This window comes from Roseovarius sp. CAU 1744, from assembly GCF_039839345.1.
GTDB lineage: Bacteria > Pseudomonadota > Alphaproteobacteria > Rhodobacterales > Rhodobacteraceae > Roseovarius.
Genome location: NZ_JBDOQV010000009.1, coordinates 71,314 through 90,728, shown reverse-complemented (window position 1 = coordinate 90,728; position 19,415 = coordinate 71,314). Strand labels below are relative to the sequence as shown.

Sequence of the window (19,415 nt, the reverse complement as noted above, 5' to 3'; positions counted from 1 at the left end):
GAAGGCATTCTAGTGCCAGATTTGCAGCATGAGAACGGGCACCGGGAAATCCCTATTCACCCTTGCCGGCGCGGTGGCGCTGTCGGCGGCGCTGGCGCCCTCGCCCGCGGTGATGGCGGCCGCGGATTGTGCGGCGGATGCGATGCTGGTGTTCGACGGCTCGGCCTCGATGGCGGAACTGGGGTTCGACCAGACCGCGCCAACCCGTATCGAGGACGCAAGGCAGGCGCTGCGCCGCGCCATGCCGCAGATCGCCCCGGTGCGCCGGATCGGCCTGCTGGTCTATGGGCCCGGGGCAGAGGGCTCCTGCGAGGGGATCACCGTGAAATTCACCCCGCGTCCGGATGCCGCCCAACCGGTGATAGACGCGGTCGACGACCTGGACCCCAACGGCCTGACGCCGCTGACCGCATCGGTCCGCGCCGCCGCCGAGCTGCTGGACTATCGCCGCCAGCGCGCCATCGTGGTGCTGGTGACCGATGGCAACGAAACCTGCGGCGGCCGCCCCTGCGCCACCGGCAAGGAACTGGCCCTGTCGGCGCGTGACCTGACGATTCACGTCATCGGTTTCCGCGTGGTGGCCGACCCCTTTGCCTGGGACAGCCCCGAGGCCGGCATCTATTCCGACGGCGCGTCGGTTGCAAAATGCCTCAGCGACGGAACGGGCGGCCGCTATGTCTCGACCAAGACCGTGGACGAACTGGCTGAGGCGCTGCGCGAAACGCTGGGCTGCGCGCTGATCGGACGGTCACGCCACCCGGTCATGCCGATGGCAGGCTGAACACCCCCACGACCTCAAGACCGTTCAGAACGGAATCCACCGCCACGGTGGCCAGGATCATGCCCATGACCCGGCTGATGACACTGGCGCCGGTATTCCCGAGCACACGCTTCAACCTTGATGCCAGCAGCAGCAAGAAGAGCGTGATGACCAGCACGACCATCAAGACACCCGCCGTCACCATCTGGTCCGGTATCGAGTTGCGGTTGTTGTCCGTCAGGATCACGATTGCCAGCATCGCACCAGGGGACGCGATCGAAGGCATGGCCAGCGGAAACACGGCCCCGCTCATATGATCCCGCTCGGCCTCCTCGATGTCGCGCGCGGGTTTCGCCTCGCCGAAGATCATCGTCAGCGCAAAGAGAAACAGGATGATGCCCCCCGCGATCTGGAACGACCCCAGCCGCAATCCGATGGCCTCAAGTACGATCTGGCCTATGACGAGAAACATCAACAAAACAACCGCCGCCACCGCAACCGCGCGTACCGCAAGCCGCCAGTGCAGCTGTTCGGGCACGCCCGAAACCGCGAAATAGAAGACGGGTAATGTACCGATGGGGTCAATCACCACAAAAAGGGTAATGAATTCCCGGATCAGGTTGTCGATATCAAGGAGGGGCAATGTGTCAGGTCCGAATGCGATTTTCAGAATGCCTTGCCAGATGTCTGGCGGGATAGCAACGTGGTGAAGGCTGGCAGCCGGACACCGGCAATCACGGCCGTGGTGCTGAGCGGCGGACTTTCATGTCGCACCAGCCGGGATCTGACCCGTGGAAAGCCGCGTCACTTTTCCCCGTTTGCCGCAAGGCTCCTTCGCGGGCAGGTGCGGCCTTAGAACAGGTCAGGGCCGCTCAGTCTTCTTCGAACGGATCCCATTCGTCATCCACTTCGGGCAGGGCTTCGGCCTGTGCCTGTGCCGCCTGCTCCTGGGGGGTGCGGATCGTGGTGATTTTTGCCTCAGGGAACGCATCGAACACCGCCTGGACCAGCGGATGTTCCCTGGCCTCGGCCCTGAGCGCGAGATCGGCGGCGTCGCGTTTCTCGGCAATGGTTTCCGCGCCGCCCTCGTTGACGACGGTCACCGCCCATCTGTTACCGGTCCAGCGTTGCAGCGATGCGCCAAGCCGCTGCGCCAGATCGCCGGGCGCGGCCTCGTCCGGCACGAATTCGATACGTCCGGGCCGATAGCCGGCCAGACGAACATGGGCCTCGACCTCGACCAGCAGCTTCACGTCGCGGTTGGCGCGGATCAGTTCGACCACATGGTCAAAGGTCGGGTACCGCGCCAGCGCTGTCTCGGTATCCGTGGCCAATGCGGCCTGCGGCCCGGTTCCGGCGCCCGAGGGTGGCCGGGCCGAGGCGACAGCCGAGGCCCCCACGCCCGCCGCAGGCGCACCGGTGCCTTGCACGGGGGTCCCGCCGCCCGTCGACCCCGGTGGCGGCGCGGGCGTGTCGCGCAGCTTGCGCACAAGCTCTTCCGGGCTGGGCAGATCGGCCACATGGGTCAGTCGGATCACTGCCATCTCGGCGGCCATCATCGCGTTCGGGGCGGCGGCGACCTCGTCCAATGCCTTCAGCAGCATCTGCCACATCCGCGTCATCACCCGCATCGGCAGCGCCGCGGCCATCGCCTGGCCGCGGGTGCGTTCATCGGGGCTGATGGTGGGGTCTTCGGCGGCCTCGGGCGTGATCTTGACGACCGATATCCAATGCGTGACCTCGGCCAGATCGCGCAGCACCGCCATCGGGTCCGCGCCTTCGGCATATTGGCCGGAAAGTTCCGTCAGCGCCCCCGCCGCGTCGCCTTTCATGATCAGGTCAAAGAGATCCAGCACCCGGCCGCGATCCGCCAGCCCCAGCATGGCCCTCACCTGATCCGCCGTTGTCTCACCGGCACCGTGGCTGATCGCCTGATCCAGCAACGAGGTCGCATCCCGCGCCGACCCCTCGGCGGCACGGGTGATAAGCGCCAGCGCGTCATCGCTGATCTCGGCACCCTCGGCGCCGGCGATGCGGCGCAGCAGGCCAATCATCACCTCGGGCTCGATCCGGCGCAGGTCAAATCGCTGGCAGCGGCTGAGCACCGTCACCGGCACTTTGCGGATCTCGGTGGTGGCAAAGATGAATTTCACGTGTTCAGGCGGTTCTTCCAGCGTCTTCAGCAGCGCGTTGAACGCGCTGGTAGACAACATGTGAACCTCGTCGATGATGTAGATCTTGTAGCGGGCAGAAGCCGCGCGATAGCGCACCGCATCAATGATTTCGCGGATGTCGCCCACGCCGGTGCGGCTGGCTGCGTCCATCTCCATCACGTCGACATGGCGGCCTTCCATGATCGCGGTGCAGTGCTCGCACTGGCCGCAGGGCTCGGTCGTGGGGCCACCCGTGCCATCGGGGCCGATACAGTTCATCCCCTTGGCGATGATCCGCGCGGTGGTGGTCTTGCCGGTGCCGCGAATGCCGGTCATGATGAAGGCCTGGGCAATGCGGTCCGCCTGGAACGCGTTCTTCAGCGTCCGCACCATCGCGTCCTGACCGACAAGATCGGCAAAGGTTTCGGGCCGGTATTTCCGGGCAAGGACCTTGTAGGCGGTGGTTTCTGTCACGCGGGGCAGCCTGTAATCTGGGAATCGCATGTTCAGCCTATGGGCTGGCCGGGCCAAGGTCCAGCGATCGCTTCGCGGCGATTGCCCGCCAGACGCGGCGGGGGGAGCCTGCCCTGCCTTGGGCAAGGATTATTCCGGTCACGTTTTGTTCAAAAGAGTGTATGCTGGGACGTGAAGCAAACAGGAGATACGGGATGCGGTTAAGGGGTGTGCGCGGCAGTGGGAATGTCGAAGATCGCAGGCGGCGCGGTGGCCGGGCCGGGGCGGGCATCGGCGGCGTTGGCCTCCTGGTGGTGCTGGCGGTCGGGTATTTCGCGGGGATCGACATCACGCCACTGCTGCAGGGACAGGGCGGTGTGCCACAAAGCAGCGCGCCGCGCGAACTGACCGCCGAGGAGAAGCAGGCGGGCGAATTCTCGGCCCGCGTATTGGCAACCACCGAAGAGGTCTGGGGAGCGATATTCCCCGAGCAGGTGGGCAAGCCTTACCGCCCGCCGGTGATGGTGCTTTATTCCGGCGTGACAAGCAGCCCTTGCGGAAACGCCTCGGGCGCAACCGGGCCGTTCTATTGTCCGGCCGACCGCAAGGCCTATCTGGACACCGAGTTCTTCGCCACCCTGGCGCGCCAGATGGGTGCCAGGGGCGATTTCGCCGCCGCCTACGTGATTGCCCATGAGGTCGCGCACCATGTCCAGAACGAGCTGGGCATCCTGTCCGAAGTCAACAAGCGCCGCCAGGCAGCCAGCCAGACCGAGGCCAATGCCCTGACCGTCCGGCTGGAACTGCAGGCGGATTGCCTCAGCGGGGTCTGGGCGCGCGCGGTCCAGGGAATGCTGGAGCCCGGTGATCTCGAAGAGGCGCTGAATGCCGCGCGCAAGATCGGTGACGACCACCTGCAGAAACGTGCCGGCCGCGTGCCGCAGCCGCACACCTTTACCCATGGCACGTCGGAACAACGCTCGCGCTGGTTCGCGACGGGCTATCAAAGCGGCGATCCTGGCCAGTGCGACACGTTCAGCGCCGATCGGCTCTAAGGTGCGATGTCAACCTTCGTCATATATGCGCTGCCGCTCAGTGACGGGATTGTCGCGCTGTCGCCCCTGCCGGGGCGCGCAGGGGATTACAAAAGTGATCTGCAGCACCTGCGGGATTGGAAACCGGCCATCGTGATTTCGATGACCACGCGGGCCGAGATGGTTGCCAAGGGCGCAGATGATCTTGGCAATGACCTGCAGAACATGGGTACACGCTGGATGCATCTGCCGATCGAGGATTTCGGCGCGCCGACGCCCGAGATCGAAGAGGCCTGGCACAGCGCCGCCCGGGCGGCGCTGGCGGCGGTTCAGGGCGGGGGGCGCGTCCTGTTTCACTGCAACGGCGGTTGCGGAAGGTCGGGCATGGCGGTGCTTCGGCTGATGGTCGAATCCGGCGAGGCGCCCGACGCCGCCCTTGCCCGCCTGCGCGCGGTAAGGCCCTGCGCGGTGGAAACCGAGGCACAGATGCGTTGGGCCGTGTCGGGCTAGATGGCGCCCGGATCACCGCCGCCAGATCGGGTTCGACCAGGCGCGTTTGCCAGCCCGGTCAACCACCGCGATCCTGATCCACCGGCTGTGCTTGACCGGGTTGAGGTAAAGCCGCGTCCGGGTCATTGCCGTTCCGTGCACGGTCTTCGTGCGTGACCCCTCGCCCATCACGATCACCGTCTCGACCGGCGAAGAGGTGACGGTCAGTGTCTCCCCGACCAGTTCGACATCGCGCAGCTCGGGACCCTGGCTGGCGTAGAAATGCCCGGCCTTGAGCGCCTCGAGCAACGCGTTGGGCGTGTTTTCCGGCGCCTTGACCATGACCCAGCCACCAAAGGCGTCATTGCTGGAAAAATGGGCGTCGTCGGTAGCGATCAGCGTGACCCGCCGCCCCTCGTTCAACAACAGATCGGCGGTATGGAACCCCTCGGCACGGTCGCAATCGACGCCGCAGCCGTGGTTGTAGACCTCGACCGCATGGGCAGCCTCGATCGACCGTGCATCGGCCGTTGTCATCCCCGACCAGTGCGGATGCGCCACGGCCACGAATGCGCCCGCGTCGCGGGCGCGCTGCGCCAGTTCGGGTCCGGTTTCCTGGCCGTCCAGGGGCGTGAAATCCGGCGTGTTGGACGGGGCGAAACCCTCGGGCAGGCCAACCGCAAGGATGTGCCAGATCTCGCCGTTTTCCATTGCCCCGGAATGCAGTTCCGCACCGAGTATGGTGGTGAAACCGGCATCGCGAAAGGCCTTGGTGTCCGAGATGGGATAATCGAAAAGGCCCACGAAATGATCCGTCAGGCTGATGAAGTCGTATCCCTCCGCCTTGTAGCGACGACAGACTTCGGCCGGGTCCAGCGCGCCATCGGACAGGTTGGAATGCGTGTGCAGATTGCCGCGCAGGAAACGACCCGGCGCGGTAAAGGCATTAACGGTCATTGTCGGGCCTCAATTGGTCTGGCGGTGGATTGTCTGGCGTTGAATCGGGATCAGGCTAACAGTGCTGCGAGGCCGATCAAGCCCGTTGGCGACCCCGGACTTCTTTTTTTGGCGGGTGAGCAGGGCGCCTACCCCTTGCGGGTGTAGCGATCTTCGATGTCGCGGGCAAAATCCGCGATGCGCAGCTTGTATCGCCCCGTCAGGTTGCCGCGCGCCAGCTTGAGCGACTGAACCAGAAGCCGCGAGGACAGGTTGATCGGTTTCAGCTCCAGGTCCATGCTCATGCGGGTGCGGCCCCGCGAGAGGGCAACCAGATCAACCACCATGTGACCGCCCATTGCCTTGGACCGCGACGACAGCACCACGCTGTTCGGGGCGTCGAGGCGGGTCAGTTCTGTCTTCAACTCGCGCATCTTGCCGCGCAGCTTGAAGGAGACATCCCAGGCCATGCCCACGCCGGGTTCCGAATTGCCATCCACGCGCTGCACCTCGGCCCCGCGGCGAAGGGCGGATCTTTCCAGGGCCTGAAAATCGGTCACTTGGGCAAAGACAAACTCGATCGGGGCTTCGATATCTTCCCTCGCGCTGAACTTCATGGCCGGGCCTTCATTGTCTTCTGCTCGGGGTCATTCTTGCCTCAATAGAGTGTGTCCGCAAGCCAGTTGCGCAGCAAAAAATGCGCGATCGCCCCGTTTCGCGCGGGCAAAAGGATAGGGTGCGTTCCGGCGAACGCCGTAAGGATTTCCTCACGCGTGAACCAATTTGCATCTTCGATCTCGGCAGGGTCAATCACGATCTCCCGCGACAGGGCCGCGCCCGAACACCCGACCATCAGCGACGATGGAAAGGCCCAGGGCTGGCTGGCCAGGTAGCCCACTTTCCCGACGCTGATACCCGCCTCTTCCCGGACTTCGCGGCGCACGGCGGCTTCGATGGTCTCGCCGGGTTCGACGAACCCCGCCAGCAGGGAATACATGCCGTCAGGCCACCCCGGAGAACGCCCCATGAGAACAGAATTGCCATGCGTTATCAGCATGATGACGACCGGGTCCGTTCTGGGAAAGTGCTGGCCGCCGCAGGTGGCGCAACCGCGTTGCCAGCCGGCTTGAGCTGGCTGTGATTCCGCCCCGCAGCGGGCGCAGAAGCGATGGCTGACATGCCAGTCCAGCACGGCCTTGGCGGTTGCCGCCAATTCGGCGTCGCGGGGATCAAGCCGGGTCATGATCCGGCGCAACTCCGCAAAGACACCGCCGGGCAGGTCCGGGTGGCACTGTTCGGTCTGATCCAGAAACTGGCCAAGCGCGCCCTCGTCCAGCCCCTCCGGCATCCAGTCCGACAGGTCACTGGCAAAGACAAGGCGGCCGTCTTCTTCGCGCCCCAGAAGCAGTGCGGGCGGGGCCTTTGCCAGCAGCGGGTGGGTCGTTTCCAACCGCAGCAGCCGGTCCAACCCGTCCTCGGACACCAGTGGCTTGCCGCGCCACAGCAGGATGCAGGATGCCCTGCCCTGTGCCTGTGCCGCCGCCAAGGCCCCGGCATCCCCACGCAGTTCCGCAGCGCGGTCCAGCCTGCTGCCCCCGAAGGTGACGGTTTCCGCGTTCTCCATTACTCTCTCCCGGCGTCGTTGCGCCATCGGTGGCATTTTCGGGCGCCTCGGGCAAGGCCGTTCGCGCGGCGGGACAAGAGGCGGGCAATCGGGCAACAAAACAACTTTAAGGAGATTAACACTTGCGTGAAAATCCTAATGGTATAGTAACTTAGGGGGTATGACACTGATCAGATTTAAAGAATTGCGAAATTCGCGGTGCGGTAGAACAGGCAAAGAATTTGACCATAATTGACCCGCCTCCGGAAGACAGGGACCGGCTGTTGAACGATCGGCCGCATGTTCAGATCAGGTTGCTGGAAACGACCGATGTTCATGCCAATCTGCTGCCGTTCGACTACTTTGCCGACCGTCGCGAGAGCTCGTTCGGCCTGGCGTGCACCGCAAGCCTGATCAAGACCGCCCGTGCGGAGGCCGCGAATTGCCTGCTGTTCGACAACGGCGATTTCCTTCAGGGCACGCCGCTGAGTGACCTGGCGGCGCAGCCGGGCAGTGGCTGGTCAGGCACGCATCCGGTGATCACGGCCATGAATTACCTGGGCTATGATGCGGCGGGGATCGGCAATCACGAGTTCAATTTCGGCATTGACTGGCTGCAGGAGGCGCTGGCAGAGGCCGCCTTCCCGACCACCTGCGCCAATGCCGTGGTCAAAGAGGGCGCGCGTCCAACCGAGGACAAGACATTGCTGCCGCCATTTCTGATCCTGGACCGGCGCGTCATCGATGACAGGGGCGGTCCCCATGATCTGCGCATCGGGGTGATCGCGCTGCTGCCGCCGCAGATCACCACATGGGACCACTATCATCTCAAGAACCGCCTGACCGCCCGCGATATCGTCGAAGCGGCCCGTGCGTGGGTGCCGCGTATCCGTGAGGCGGGGGCAGACATCGTCATCGCCCTGGCCCATAGCGGCATCGACGGCCACGACCATTACCCCATGAAGGAAAACGCGGCGCTGACGCTGGGACGGCTGCCGGGTATCGACGCCATCCTGGCCGGTCATACTCATGAGGTGTTCCCGAACCCCGATATGCCGGACCTTCCCGGTGTGAGCAGCCGGGAGGGCACGTTGAACGGAACGCCGGCAGTGATGGCGGGGTTTCGCGGCTCGCATCTGGGGGTTCTGGACCTCGTTCTGCAAAAAGGCGATTCCGGCTGGTCCGTCACCGCGCACCGGTCCGAAGTGCGCCCGGTTACCACTGGCGCAAGACGGACAGCACCGGACGAGACCCTGGGGCGAATGCTGGCCCCGGCGCACCGGCACACGCTTGATCTGATCCGCAAACCACTGGGCAGGAGCGACGTGCCATTGCACAGCTACCTGGCGTTGGTGCGCAACGACCCGGCCACACAGCTGGTCGCAAGGGCGCAGGCCTCCGCGCTGCGGCACATGGTGCAGGGCACGCCGGATGCGGAATTGCCGCTGTTGTCGGCCAATGCGCCGTTCAAGACCGGCGGACGCGGCGGGCCGAAATATTACACAGACATGCCGGAGGGCGAATTCCGGTTGAGAAACGCCGCCGACCTCTATGCTTTCCCCAACACGCTTTGCGGGTTGCGGGTAACCGGCGCGCAGCTGCGTGACTGGCTGGAACGCGCGGCGACCTGTTTTAACCGGATTGTGCAGGGGCAGCCGGATCAACCGCTGATCGACCGGCGCATCCCGGGGCATAATTTCGACCTGATCCTTGGGCTCAGTTATTCGATCGACCTCTCGCAACCTGCCCGCTACGACGACAAGGGACACCTGATCGACCCGGACGCAAACCGTATTACCCGGCTATGCTATGCGGGCCGGCCGGTAGATGATGACGCGCTTTTCCTGCTGGCCACCAACAGTTTCCGCGTGCATGGCGGCGGGCCCTATCCGCTATGGCCCGAGTGCAGCTTTGCCGTCGCCAGCCGGACGCCGATCCGTGAAATCGTTGCCCGTTACGTGCAGCAAAGCGATGCGTTGCCAACACATGCCGAACCGATCTGGCGGTTCGTGTCACACCCCGAAACCAGCGTGGTCTTCGACACCGGCCCCGGTATCCGCCGCTATGGTCAGGAGATCGCTGCCCTGGGCGCGACCGACCTGGGCGATACAGGAAACGGCTTTGCCCGTTTGCGGCTGCCGCTGCACATGCCCAGGGCGCAGGGCCTTGCGAATCCGCCCCGGGCCACCTATGTAACCTCCCGAGAGGTTGGCGCGGGCGAGCGCCTCGCCAACCCGGTCAGGTCCGGAAGGAAGCAGCCGTAACGAGCCCCGCTTGGGTCGTTGTCCAGCCTCTCACCCTTGCCTTCCCGGAACGCGCGTCCAATCCCGTTCACGTCGTGGCCGAATGCCGCCGCCACGTAGCGACGGATTGCCATTTCCATGCAGATTGTCTAAACGCCCCCTTGTTCACGAGCCGTGAGCGCCGGTCGCAGCCTACCCGGTTACAAAACAAGGACTAACACATGAAAACACTCGTCATCTGCTCCGGCGGACTCGATTCAGTGACGCTGGCCTGCAAGGTCGCGGCCGAGCAGACATTGCTGGGCCTGATCTCATTCGATTACGGTCAGCGCCACCGCAAGGAAGTCGGTTTTGCAGCCGCTGCCGCCGACCGTTTGAAGGTGCCGCATCACCTGATCGACATGAGCCATATCGGGCGGTTTCTTGGCGGTTCCGCCCTGACCGACGATCTGGACGTGCCGGACGGCCACTATGCCGAGGACAACATGAAGGTCACGGTCGTGCCCAACCGCAATGCGATCATGCTGACCATCGCCTTTGGCGTGGCCGCGGCAAAGGGCGCCGATGCGGTGGCCGCCGCGGTACATGGCGGCGATCATTTCATCTATCCCGATTGCCGCCCCGCGTTCGTCGATGCCTTCCAGACGATGCAGGACAAGGCGCTGGATGGTTACGCGCAGGTTCGGCTTTACACGCCTTTTGTGCATATCCCCAAATCCGCCATCGTGACCGAAGGCGCAAGACACGGCACACCCTTTGCCGACACTTGGTCCTGCTACAAGGGCGGCGATCTGCATTGCGGGCGCTGCGGCACCTGCGTGGAACGGCGCGAGGCCTTTGACATCGCCGGCGTCCCCGACCCGACCGCCTATGCCGATCCGGACTTCTGGAAATCCGCCGTGGGTGCGCAGTGATGTACCGGATCACCAAGGAATTCCACTTCTCTGCCAGCCACCGGCTGGGCCACCTGCCCGACGATCATCCTTGCGCGCGCCTGCATGGCCACAATTACATTGTCGAGGTCGAACTCAGCGCCGAGCACCTCGACACCAATGGATTCGTGCTGGACTATCGCGAGTTGACCCCGCTGAAACGCTATATCGACGAGGAACTGGACCACCGGCACCTCAACGATGTCTTCGGCCACGACATGGTCACGTCGGAAAAGCTGGCGCAGGAGATCTACGACTGGTGCCATGCGCGATGGCAGCAGGTCAGCGCCGTGCGGGTTTCGGAAACCCCCAAGACCTGGGCGGAATACCGGCCATGATCCGGCTGCGAATTTCCGAGATTTTCGGGCCGACGATACAGGGCGAAGGCGCGGTTATCGGCACGCCGACGGTTTTCGTGCGGGCGGGCGGCTGCGACTATCGCTGCAGCTGGTGCGACAGCCTGCACGCGGTCGACAGCAGTTACCGCCACGAATGGGCCGCGATGACGCCCGAGGAGATCATGACCAAGGTCACCGATCTGTCCGGCGGAGAGCCACTGACGATTTCGCTCTCGGGCGGTAATCCGGCGATCCAGGATTTCGCGCCGCTGATCCGCCTGGGCCGGACACGGGGCTACGGCACCGTGATGGAAACCCAGGGGTCGGTGGCGCGTGACTGGTTTTCCGAACTTGCTACGCTGATCCTCAGCCCCAAGCCGCCATCCTCTGGCGAGACGGTCGACTGGGCCGCGTTCGATGGCTGTCTGGCTGCGGCCGGTTCGGTTGAAACGGTGCTGAAGATCGTGATCTTCGACGAGGCGGATTACACCTGGGCGCGCGATGTGGCGGCACGTTATCCGTCGCTGCCGATCTTCCTGCAACCGGGCAACCATACCCCGCCCGGCCCCGAGAGCGATGCCATCGACATGGGCGGGATCATGACCCGCTATGAATGGCTGATTGAACGCAGCCTTGCGGATCGCTGGTTCAACCCCCGGATCCTGCCACAACTGCATGTGCTGATCTGGGGCAATAAACGCGGCGTTTAGGAAAGGATTCCAGACATGACCGAACAGGACATCTACCAAGGTCTCACCCAGCTGGGCGGCAAGACCGAACTGCCAGCGTCGCCGGATGAGGCGGTGCTGGAGAAAGTGCCGAATCCGCAGGCGGGCACCGATTATGCAGTGCGGTTCACTGCGCCCGAGTTCACCTCGCTCTGCCCGATGACAGGGCAACCCGATTTTGCCCATATCGTGCTGGACTACGTGCCCGGCGACTGGCTGGTCGAAAGCAAGTCGCTGAAGCTGTTCCTGGGGTCGTTCCGCAATCATGGCGCCTTTCACGAGGATTGCACGGTGACGATCGGCAAACGGCTGGTCGCGTTGCTGGCGCCGAAATGGCTGCGTGTCGGCGGCTATTGGTACCCGCGCGGCGGCATCCCGATCGACATCTTCTACCAGACCGGCGAACAACCGGTAGGCATATGGATACCGGATCAGGGCGTGCCGACCTATCGCGGACGGGGATGAGGCGGCAGCGAGGATCTACCGCCCGGATGTTCGGATCAAGCGACAAGAGGGACGAATGGCGCCCCTCTCATCCGGCGATGCAGCGTCGCTTAGCTTGACCGTCTTTTTCGTCCTGCGGCAAAACCAAGAATGCCAAGCCCACCAGCGAGCAGCACCAGTCCTGCAGGGAGCGGAACCGCGGTAACCCGAAACTGAGCGATCGGCGCCAGCAGGGCCGTATTGCCGCTTGCCTGCCAGTTGCCCGCAATCGAGAAGCTCACACCGCGAACGGTGGATGCGCCGGTCTGCACGCCGAAATTATTGACGGTAACACCGGTATTGCGAATCCTGACGAATTCGGCCGTTGTACCGTTCAACGCCGCGTTGATGGCATCGCGCGCGGCCGTGGCACCGGCCGTATCACCGATAAAAGTGCCGTCGCCCACATTGTTGAAGAAAACATTGTAGAAGACGCCGAGAATCTCCAGCTTCAGGATTTCCGTGGCGACCCTGGGGTTGTCCAGTTTTACCGTAGCGGCGGAGGCTGAACCCGCTCCGATCACGCAACAAAGGGCTATCATTGCCCCGAAAGCTTTAACCTTCATGAACTTCCTCTCCCTGAATTATCTATGGTTGAAAATTTTGAAATTCACTCGCGCATTATGAGGCGCCCGGTCTGCAAGTCAAGGATTCCCGCTGGCACTCCTTTCCGCATCCCTCAGGCGACCAACGATCCTTTCCTCAGAAAAACAGCCCACGCCGCATTGCCGGAAACCAGCCCGGGCGCGCGCGCTGGATCGCTGCTTTTGGATTTGGCGGGAACCCGGTTCACCAACAGGTACCGACTGTCCAACTCATTGCCTGACACGCGCCTTTTTGCGCGGATGCGGCGTTCTTTGGAAACTTGACGCAGCAGGATCAGGGTGTTCAGAAATCCACCGTCACGCCGGGCAGTTCCAGCGCCTTGACCAGTTCGCGCAACTCCTGCCGTGCGGCGACGTTCGAGATGTTCAGGCCCTTGACGCCGATATCCTTGAGGTCCAGCAACGTCAGCCCGCGGGGAAAGAGCTCGCGGAAGATCACCCGCTCGTTGAAGCCGGGAGCGGTGCGGAAACCGATGCGCTTGGCGAGGTTGTCGATCGCCTCACCCATCTTCTGCTTGTTGATCATCTGCTGCGCGCCCAGCCGGTTGCGCACCACGATCCAGTCGATCGGCTGCAGCCCGGCCTGCGCCCTGAGCTGCCGCGCATTCCACACCATCTCGGAATAGACCGAGGGACCCAGAATCTTGCGCCCGTCCACATCGACGCGGGCCAGCAGATCGAAATCGATGAAACTGTCATTCAGCGGCGTGACCAGCGTATCGGCCAGCGAATGCGCCACCTGGCTCAGACGGGTGTGCGAACCGGGGCAGTCGATGACGATGAAATCGCTGTCGGCCTCCAGTTCGGCCACGGCGGCAGACAGGCGCCTGTCGTAGACATTCTCACCCGGGCGCAGCACCGCCGGATCCACCTCGGGCAGATCGTGATAATGCGCGCCGGGCAGGTTCATCCCCGATTTTTCAAGAAACCGCGCACGGTTCGCGGCATAGCGGCCAAAGGTCTTCTGCCGCAGGTCCAGGTCCAGCGCGCTCACCTTGTGCCCCATCCGCGCCAGGGCCGTGGCAACGTGCATCGACACGGTGGATTTGCCCGCACCGCCCTTTTCGTTCCCGACGACAATGATATGCGCCATGTCCCGTTCCCCTGGATCTGCCCGTTGCCCGTTTGTTTTGCGGCACATTATCGGCGGCGGGCGAGCTTGGAAAGGGAAGACGCCGATAAGAGCCGCGAATTCGGACAGGATTTTTCCGGGCTGTGATCACGTGCAACAGTTCGGGTGGTGATGCAGCATGAAAGGCCGGTCGGATATGGCGAAGCTGTGGCTGCCGATCTGTCGGCCGGCAGCACGGGTGACACTGGCGACGGCCCGCGCGCACCGCGCTGAGAAACCGATGACCACCTTGGGTTCAAGCCGGACCCGGCGGCCTGCCTGTTCACGCGCCTTGCGGGGTATTTTCCGGCACCGCGATCACGCGGCTGCCCTCCTGAAAATCCTTCAGGCGAAAATCCCATCTGGCCCCCGGCCAATGTACCGCCATCTCGCGTTTGCGGGGGCGATAGACCGCGGTGTAGAGCGTGCCGAATCCGACAGAGAATGCCGTGGAATAAAGCGGGGGCTTGAGAAACGCGCTGATGAATTTCTCTTCGGTCTCTCGGTGCAAGGTCAGGCGCTGCAACAGGTATCGTTCGCGTTCCACCGTGGCGGTAAACCGTGCATGGCTGACCCATTCCACGTTTTCCTGGTGGTTCGTCGCCACCGCCGCATGGGTGATAACCGCCGGGCGGTCCGGGGCCATCATCGCCGTCAGGTAGCGCCGCTTGGCATCCAGAACGGTGACGTTGTAGCTCATGTGCGTGGGCACGCGGGCCAGCACCTCGCCCGCGTCCTCGGCGGTCTTGCAGGTCTGGAGGACGTAGCGCAGGATGATCGGCACGCCGAAGCCTTCGCCAACCACCCGCCGCCCACCGAAGGTCAGCGATATCGCCAATCCCGCATCGTTGCACCCGTCGACAAGACCCCAAAGCCCGTCGCTGGTGCCCATCACCGCGCGGCCCTGCCACTTGGTGCGCAGGATCAGGCTGTCAAACGCGTGCGGGTCGTAATCATAGTTGCGCACCATCACCGGCTGCGCCCCGGGCCAGATCGCCTGTGAACAGCCCGACAGGTAAGGCGGCGGGCAGTAGAAGCTCAGGAATCGCGCCTGCTGGTCGCCACCACCCACCAGCTCGCACAGCTGGTCATAGAGCGGCACGATTTCCGGCATGTGCCGTTCCATCGCGCGCCGGCATTCCAGGTATTTCGGGCGCGCCTTGTCGCCTTCCTGCGCCCACCAGCGGAGGTAGTGCGGCCAGTATTCAGCAAAAAGCCCGGCCCATTTGGGGCCGGGTTGATCTTCGGATATGGCCCGCCAGAGTACGTCCATGAGCCCGGATTACAGGATCTTGTGATGGGTTTCCGAAAGCTCCACCGCCGTCGGCAGGGGGCGCGCCTCGAATTGCGACTTGATGCCGTGGATCCAGCGCTTGGCCCGTTCGTTCAGCTTGAACCCCGGTGTCATCGACCGCCCGCGCGTGACAAGGATACCCAGATCGGCGCCTTCATAGCGGAAATCGCCGGGTTTCTGGATGCGCAGGAAGAACGCCTCGTTCTCGTTCTCGACCGCGCGGCGGTGATAATCGAAACGGTTGAATTCAACCCTGCCGTCATCCTTCAGACGGTAGATGCCCGTGGGCGGTGCCTTGGTGATCACGTCCACACTGTCCTCGGTATGCTTGATCACCATCTGCGACCAGTTGTCGATCATGTCGGGATCGGCCCAGCGGGAATTCAGCTCGTCCACGTCCAGCCTGAACTTCTTCGAACAGAACTCCAGCAGGTGGAACAGGAAAAGCGGTGCATCCGCATGGGCGAAGGCCGCGTGGTTGGTCATCGACGATGCCCCGGTGATGCGCGGGTTCAACTCGCCCAGCCACAGATCACCGGTTTTCTTGTCGATCAGGAAATCCAGCTCGAAATAGCCGCGATAGCCTTCCTTGCGCAGCTGCTCGCCGAATTTGAAGGTCAGGTCGCGCGCCTTTTCGCGGACCTTGGGCGAAAACGCGGTCGAGAAGATCTCGTTGCCGCACCAGCCGCCGCGATAGGGCGTCAGTTCCTTGAAGCCCACCAGTTCGGTCATCAGCGGGCCCACGATCGTGCCCTGCTCGGTCGCGCAGGCCTCGATCGCCGAGCCCCGGCAATCAATCCGCTTCATGATCTTGATCTCGCCCTCGCCCACGATCTCGTGCTCATGGCGGCGGAAATCGGCCTCGGATTTGATGAAGAACGTGGTGTGGCCGCTATCGCCAAAGGCGGATTGCAGCACCAGGTCATGACCGATCCCGGCCTTCTCGCAGACCTTGCGCAGATGCTCGTAATCCTTCACCTCGCTCAACGTGTTCGGTACCGAGGGCACACCCGCCTTGTTGCCGATCCGCACGGTTTCGATCTTGTTGTCCATCCGGGTGCGCAGCTTGGCCTTGGGGAACCAGACCTGACCGCCCAGTTCCTTGACCAGCCGCTCGGTTTCCTCGTCGAACATCAGAAACACGAATTTCGGCTTGCCGCCCCGGCGCTTGATCAGGTCAATCACTTCCTTGTGCTGAAGCAGGTAGTTGTTGATGTCCTCGATCGACTGGAATTCGGCATGGGGCGCCTCGGACGGGCAGAACACGTTGGGGTGCTGGCCATCGTAACAGTCTATGTAACTGATATACTTGAAATTCTTGGCCCATTCATCCAGGCCCAGCAGGTTGAAGTTGGTGGCCGATACAAAATATATCGGGTCCTCGCTACGGTGAAAGTATCGCCGGATTTCCGAGATGTTCTGCAACATTTTCCGCGGCTTCGGATTTCCTTTGGTCGAGGTTTTTTTGGCCATTTTATCTGGTCCCTCCCTGTTTATCGTTCATTCGGCAGCCCGGCTGGGTGCACCCTGCCCCATCTGGCGCGCCAGCGCCTCGGCAGAGAAGATGCGCAAGCCAAGATCGGGCCGGTATCCGTGAATCTCGTTCACATCCAGCGCGCGCATGAAATCGAGGATTTCGTTCGAGATCACCTGCCCCGGCACCAGGATCGGAAAGCCTGGCGGATAGGGGATGATGAACGAGGCCGAGACCATTTCTTTCCCGTCCTCAGCACGCGCCTTCTGCAAATCGACATAATCGCAATTGCTTTCGTCGTAACTCATGAAAAACGCCGTTCTTATGTCGCCTTCGGGCGTCACTTCATCGCCGCGAAACGCATCATGGAAGCGGCTGAAATCGGGCAGCGGCGGCAGATCCTCCATCAGGCTCTTCACCCGTGTGTCGAAGGCCCGCTGCTCCATATGCGAGGCATCGTCCTGCAAGTCGTCCAGTTCCTGCGCGATCTGCACCAGCACCTCGATCAGGTAGGCGACAGACGACCGCGTGGTGCCGATATTGGTCATGAACAGCACCGTGTTGCGCGAGGTCTTGTTGATCTGGATGCCGAATTTCTCCATCAGGATCTTGGTCTTGAACGTGTCGCCGTCCCAGCCGGTGCCGCCGACCGACAGGGTCACGCGGCTGGCGTCCAGCACGAATTCGTCCCGCGCCCAGCTATCCCAGATGTCGTCCCAGCCCTGCTCGGGCTCGTGGTAGGATTTGATCCCGCTGATGCGATGTTCCAACGGGATCATGTCCGAGGCGGTCAGAACCTTGAAATACTTCTGCAACAGCGGATGGGTGGCGATCGCCCGGCGCATCGATATCGCCGCCTCGATCTGGCGCTGGACAAATTCGAACCCTTCCAGCTCGACCTGCCGGCGCCCGACATCCAGCGACGCGATGATCTGATAGTTCGGCGAGGTCGAGGTATGCGTCATGTAGGCTTCGTGAAAGCTCTGTTCGACCTCGCCCTTGAAATCCTGGTCATGCACATGGATCATCGACCCCTGCCGCAGCGATGTCAGGGTCTTGTGCGTGGACTGCGTGGCATAGGCCCGGACGCGCGCGTCCGGCGGAGGCACAAGACGGGTTTTCAGCAAGGTTTCAGTGTCGGCATCCTTCAGCTCTTCCTGCTGCGCCTCGTAAATGGCCGCCGCCCGCGGTGTGCGCAGTTCCTCGCGCAGCGCACCGGCCGTGGCCATGGCCGTGCGTTGACGATAGATCGGGCTGAACCGGGCAAAGGCAAACCAGGCCTCGTCCCAGAGGAACACGAGATCCTTCTTGATCGCCAGGCATTCTTCCATCACCCGGCGCACGTCGTAGACCACACCGTCGAAGGTGCAATTGGTCAGCAGAAGCATCCGCACCCGGTCCAGCTTGCCGGCGGCCTTCAGATCCAGCAATTGCTTCTTGATCTCATGCACCGGCACAGCGCCATACATCGAATATTCATTCAGCGGATAGCTGTCCAGGTAGACGACACTGGCCCCGGCCAGCACCATCCCGTAATGGTGCGATTTGTGACAATCCCGGTCCACCAGAACGATGTCGCCGGGCTTGATCAACGCCTGCACGACAATCTTGTTGCAGGTCGAGGTGCCGTTGGTGGCAAAGAACGTCTGTTTCGAGCCAAAGGCGCGGGCCGCGTTTTCCTGCGCTTTCTTGATCGGGCCGATCGGTTCCAGCAGGCTGTCCAGCCCGCCGCTGGTGGCCGAGGTTTCCGCCAGAAAGATATTCGGGCCGTAAAACGCGCCCATGTCCTGGATCCAGTGGCTGCGGCTGATGGATTTGCCGCGGCTGATCGGCATGGCGTGAAAGACGCCTGTGGGCTGTTTCGAATAATCCTTGAGCGCGGTAAAGAACGGTGTCTTCACCCGTGTGGCCACGCCGCGCAGGATGTTCAGGTGCAGTTCCTGGAAATCCTCCTGATTGTAGAACACCCGGCGGCAACGCCCCAGGTCGAGTCCGGCAATCGCCTCGACCGAGCGGTCTGTGATCAGATAGCTGTCCAGCTCGGGACGCACCTTGGCAATCAGGCGGGTCAGCTTGGGGCCGTAATCCTCGGGGCGCATCTCTTCGATGTCCTCTTCGACATCCATCAGCGCCAGGTAACGCTGCAGTATCGAGATTTCATTCTTCGATTTCAGCGTCAGCCCGGGCCGGATCACGACCGTCTGGATATTGTGATTGAACAGGATGCCGATCAGCGCGTCCTCGAAGCTGGGCACGATCACCGGTTCGTAGTGGAACTGGTCCTCGCTGCGGCGCATGCTCTGCATCGAGTTGCGCAACCAGCGTTCCTGATGTTCGTTCAGGTCATCGACAACCAGCACCTCGAAATAGGGCTTGGTCATCGCGCGCGCCTCGGGCGACAGCAGCGCTTCGTCCTCCAGCTCTTCGGTATCCGCCTCGTCCCGGCCCAGAGGGATGGCGCGGCGGCGATAGGCGCCGGAAATCAGCGCCCGGGTGATCCGCCGGGTATTGAAGGCGAGATCTTCGTAGTTGCGGTGTTCGAAATTCCGGCGCAGATGCTCGAAGGCGCTGCTGCCGGGGAACGCCCAATAGCTCTCGATCGGTGCCAGCTGCTGCAGCAGGTCCTCGATCTTGGGCGTGAGTTTCTGAACGGTTTTCTGATCCGGTGACCGGGCCAGCGCGCCAGCCATTTCGTTCAGGGCGCTCCACCTGTCGGACCTCATCTGAATAGCGCTAAAGTAATTGCTCATCGTCTTCATGAAAAATACTCCTCCTTGTC

General features: G+C 62.8%; 18 protein-coding genes and 1 other RNA gene. 8 read left to right on the top strand and 11 right to left on the bottom strand.

What is annotated here, in order from left to right; translation table 11 throughout:
- The first annotated feature begins 28 nt into the window (after positions 1-28).
- The gene (locus AAFO92_RS18015) at positions 29-781 is read left to right on the top strand and encodes a VWA domain-containing protein (RefSeq protein ID WP_347537495.1); all 753 of its coding nucleotides are present in this window, start codon (positions 29-31) and stop codon (positions 779-781) included.
- Here AAFO92_RS18015 and AAFO92_RS18010 read toward each other — a convergent pair.
- Positions 762-1,403, bottom strand: coding sequence for a MarC family protein (locus AAFO92_RS18010; protein WP_347537493.1), 642 nt, complete (start codon positions 1,401-1,403; stop codon positions 762-764). The genes AAFO92_RS18015 and AAFO92_RS18010 overlap by 20 nt on opposite strands.
- Positions 1,404-1,632: 229 nt before the next feature.
- Complete coding sequence (locus AAFO92_RS18005) at positions 1,633-3,417, bottom strand: DNA polymerase III subunit gamma/tau (protein ID WP_347537491.1); 1,785 nt, start codon at positions 3,415-3,417, stop codon at positions 1,633-1,635.
- 164 nt (positions 3,418-3,581) lie between these two features.
- Between AAFO92_RS18005 and AAFO92_RS18000 the strand changes: the two genes are divergently transcribed.
- Complete coding sequence (locus AAFO92_RS18000) at positions 3,582-4,421, top strand: neutral zinc metallopeptidase (RefSeq protein WP_347537489.1); 840 nt, start codon at positions 3,582-3,584, stop codon at positions 4,419-4,421.
- A gap of 6 nt (positions 4,422-4,427) precedes the next feature.
- A complete protein-coding gene (locus AAFO92_RS17995) occupies positions 4,428-4,910 on the top strand; it encodes a protein phosphatase (protein WP_347537487.1) in 483 nt (160 codons plus the stop codon).
- A gap of 12 nt (positions 4,911-4,922) precedes the next feature.
- Here AAFO92_RS17995 and AAFO92_RS17990 read toward each other — a convergent pair whose 3' ends face one another.
- The 4 genes from AAFO92_RS17990 to AAFO92_RS17975 all read right to left on the bottom strand — a co-directional run bounded on the left by AAFO92_RS17990 (position 4,923) and on the right by AAFO92_RS17975 (position 8,453).
- The gene (locus AAFO92_RS17990) at positions 4,923-5,846 is read right to left on the bottom strand and encodes a CehA/McbA family metallohydrolase (protein WP_347537486.1); all 924 of its coding nucleotides are present in this window, start codon (positions 5,844-5,846) and stop codon (positions 4,923-4,925) included.
- 128 nt (positions 5,847-5,974) lie between these two features.
- The gene (locus AAFO92_RS17985) at positions 5,975-6,442 is read right to left on the bottom strand and encodes an SRPBCC family protein (RefSeq protein ID WP_347537484.1); all 468 of its coding nucleotides are present in this window, start codon (positions 6,440-6,442) and stop codon (positions 5,975-5,977) included.
- 41 nt (positions 6,443-6,483) lie between these two features.
- Positions 6,484-7,449: an NAD(+) diphosphatase gene (nudC, locus tag AAFO92_RS17980; RefSeq protein ID WP_347537482.1), complete on the bottom strand. Its 966-nt coding sequence runs from the start codon at positions 7,447-7,449 to the stop codon at positions 6,484-6,486.
- Between the two features lie 500 nt (positions 7,450-7,949).
- Positions 7,950-8,453, bottom strand: coding sequence for a hypothetical protein (locus tag AAFO92_RS17975; RefSeq protein WP_347537480.1), 504 nt, complete (start codon positions 8,451-8,453; stop codon positions 7,950-7,952).
- 1,176 nt (positions 8,454-9,629) lie between these two features.
- Here AAFO92_RS17975 and ffs point away from each other — a divergent pair.
- From ffs to queF, 5 genes are all read left to right on the top strand, one after another.
- An RNA gene (ffs, locus tag AAFO92_RS17970) (signal recognition particle sRNA small type) lies at positions 9,630-9,728 on the top strand.
- Positions 9,729-9,892: 164 nt separating this feature from the next.
- On the top strand, positions 9,893-10,585 hold the full coding sequence (gene queC, locus AAFO92_RS17965; RefSeq protein WP_347537478.1) for a 7-cyano-7-deazaguanine synthase QueC: 693 nt from the start codon (positions 9,893-9,895) through the stop codon (positions 10,583-10,585).
- The gene (gene queD, locus AAFO92_RS17960; RefSeq protein WP_347537476.1) at positions 10,585-10,941 is read left to right on the top strand and encodes a 6-carboxytetrahydropterin synthase QueD; all 357 of its coding nucleotides are present in this window, start codon (positions 10,585-10,587) and stop codon (positions 10,939-10,941) included. The genes queC and queD overlap by 1 nt, the downstream gene beginning before the upstream one ends.
- Positions 10,938-11,651 (top strand): 7-carboxy-7-deazaguanine synthase QueE, encoded by a 714-nt coding sequence (gene queE, locus AAFO92_RS17955; protein ID WP_347537474.1) that lies wholly within the window; start codon positions 10,938-10,940, stop codon positions 11,649-11,651. Before queD ends, queE begins: the two co-directional genes overlap by 4 nt.
- A 15-nt stretch (positions 11,652-11,666) precedes the next feature.
- Positions 11,667-12,134 (top strand): preQ(1) synthase, encoded by a 468-nt coding sequence (queF, locus tag AAFO92_RS17950; RefSeq protein ID WP_347537472.1) that lies wholly within the window; start codon positions 11,667-11,669, stop codon positions 12,132-12,134.
- 89 nt (positions 12,135-12,223) lie between these two features.
- On the opposite strand, the gene AAFO92_RS17945 is transcribed toward queF, so the two are convergent.
- The 5 genes from AAFO92_RS17945 to AAFO92_RS17925 all read right to left on the bottom strand — a co-directional run bounded on the left by AAFO92_RS17945 (position 12,224) and on the right by AAFO92_RS17925 (position 19,395).
- Positions 12,224-12,718, bottom strand: coding sequence for a hypothetical protein (locus tag AAFO92_RS17945; protein ID WP_347537470.1), 495 nt, complete (start codon positions 12,716-12,718; stop codon positions 12,224-12,226).
- Between the two features lie 322 nt (positions 12,719-13,040).
- Entirely contained in the window at positions 13,041-13,850 is an 810-nt protein-coding gene (locus AAFO92_RS17940; protein WP_347537469.1) for a division plane positioning ATPase MipZ, read from the bottom strand.
- A gap of 301 nt (positions 13,851-14,151) precedes the next feature.
- Entirely contained in the window at positions 14,152-15,141 is a 990-nt protein-coding gene (locus AAFO92_RS17935) for a C45 family peptidase (RefSeq protein WP_347537467.1), read from the bottom strand.
- Between the two features lie 9 nt (positions 15,142-15,150).
- Positions 15,151-16,635: a biotin carboxylase gene (locus tag AAFO92_RS17930; protein ID WP_347537465.1), complete on the bottom strand. Its 1,485-nt coding sequence runs from the start codon at positions 16,633-16,635 to the stop codon at positions 15,151-15,153.
- A 27-nt stretch (positions 16,636-16,662) separates the two neighbouring features.
- Complete coding sequence (locus AAFO92_RS17925) at positions 16,663-19,395, bottom strand: aminotransferase class I/II-fold pyridoxal phosphate-dependent enzyme (protein WP_347537463.1); 2,733 nt, start codon at positions 19,393-19,395, stop codon at positions 16,663-16,665.
- Positions 19,396-19,415 lie beyond the last annotated feature (20 nt).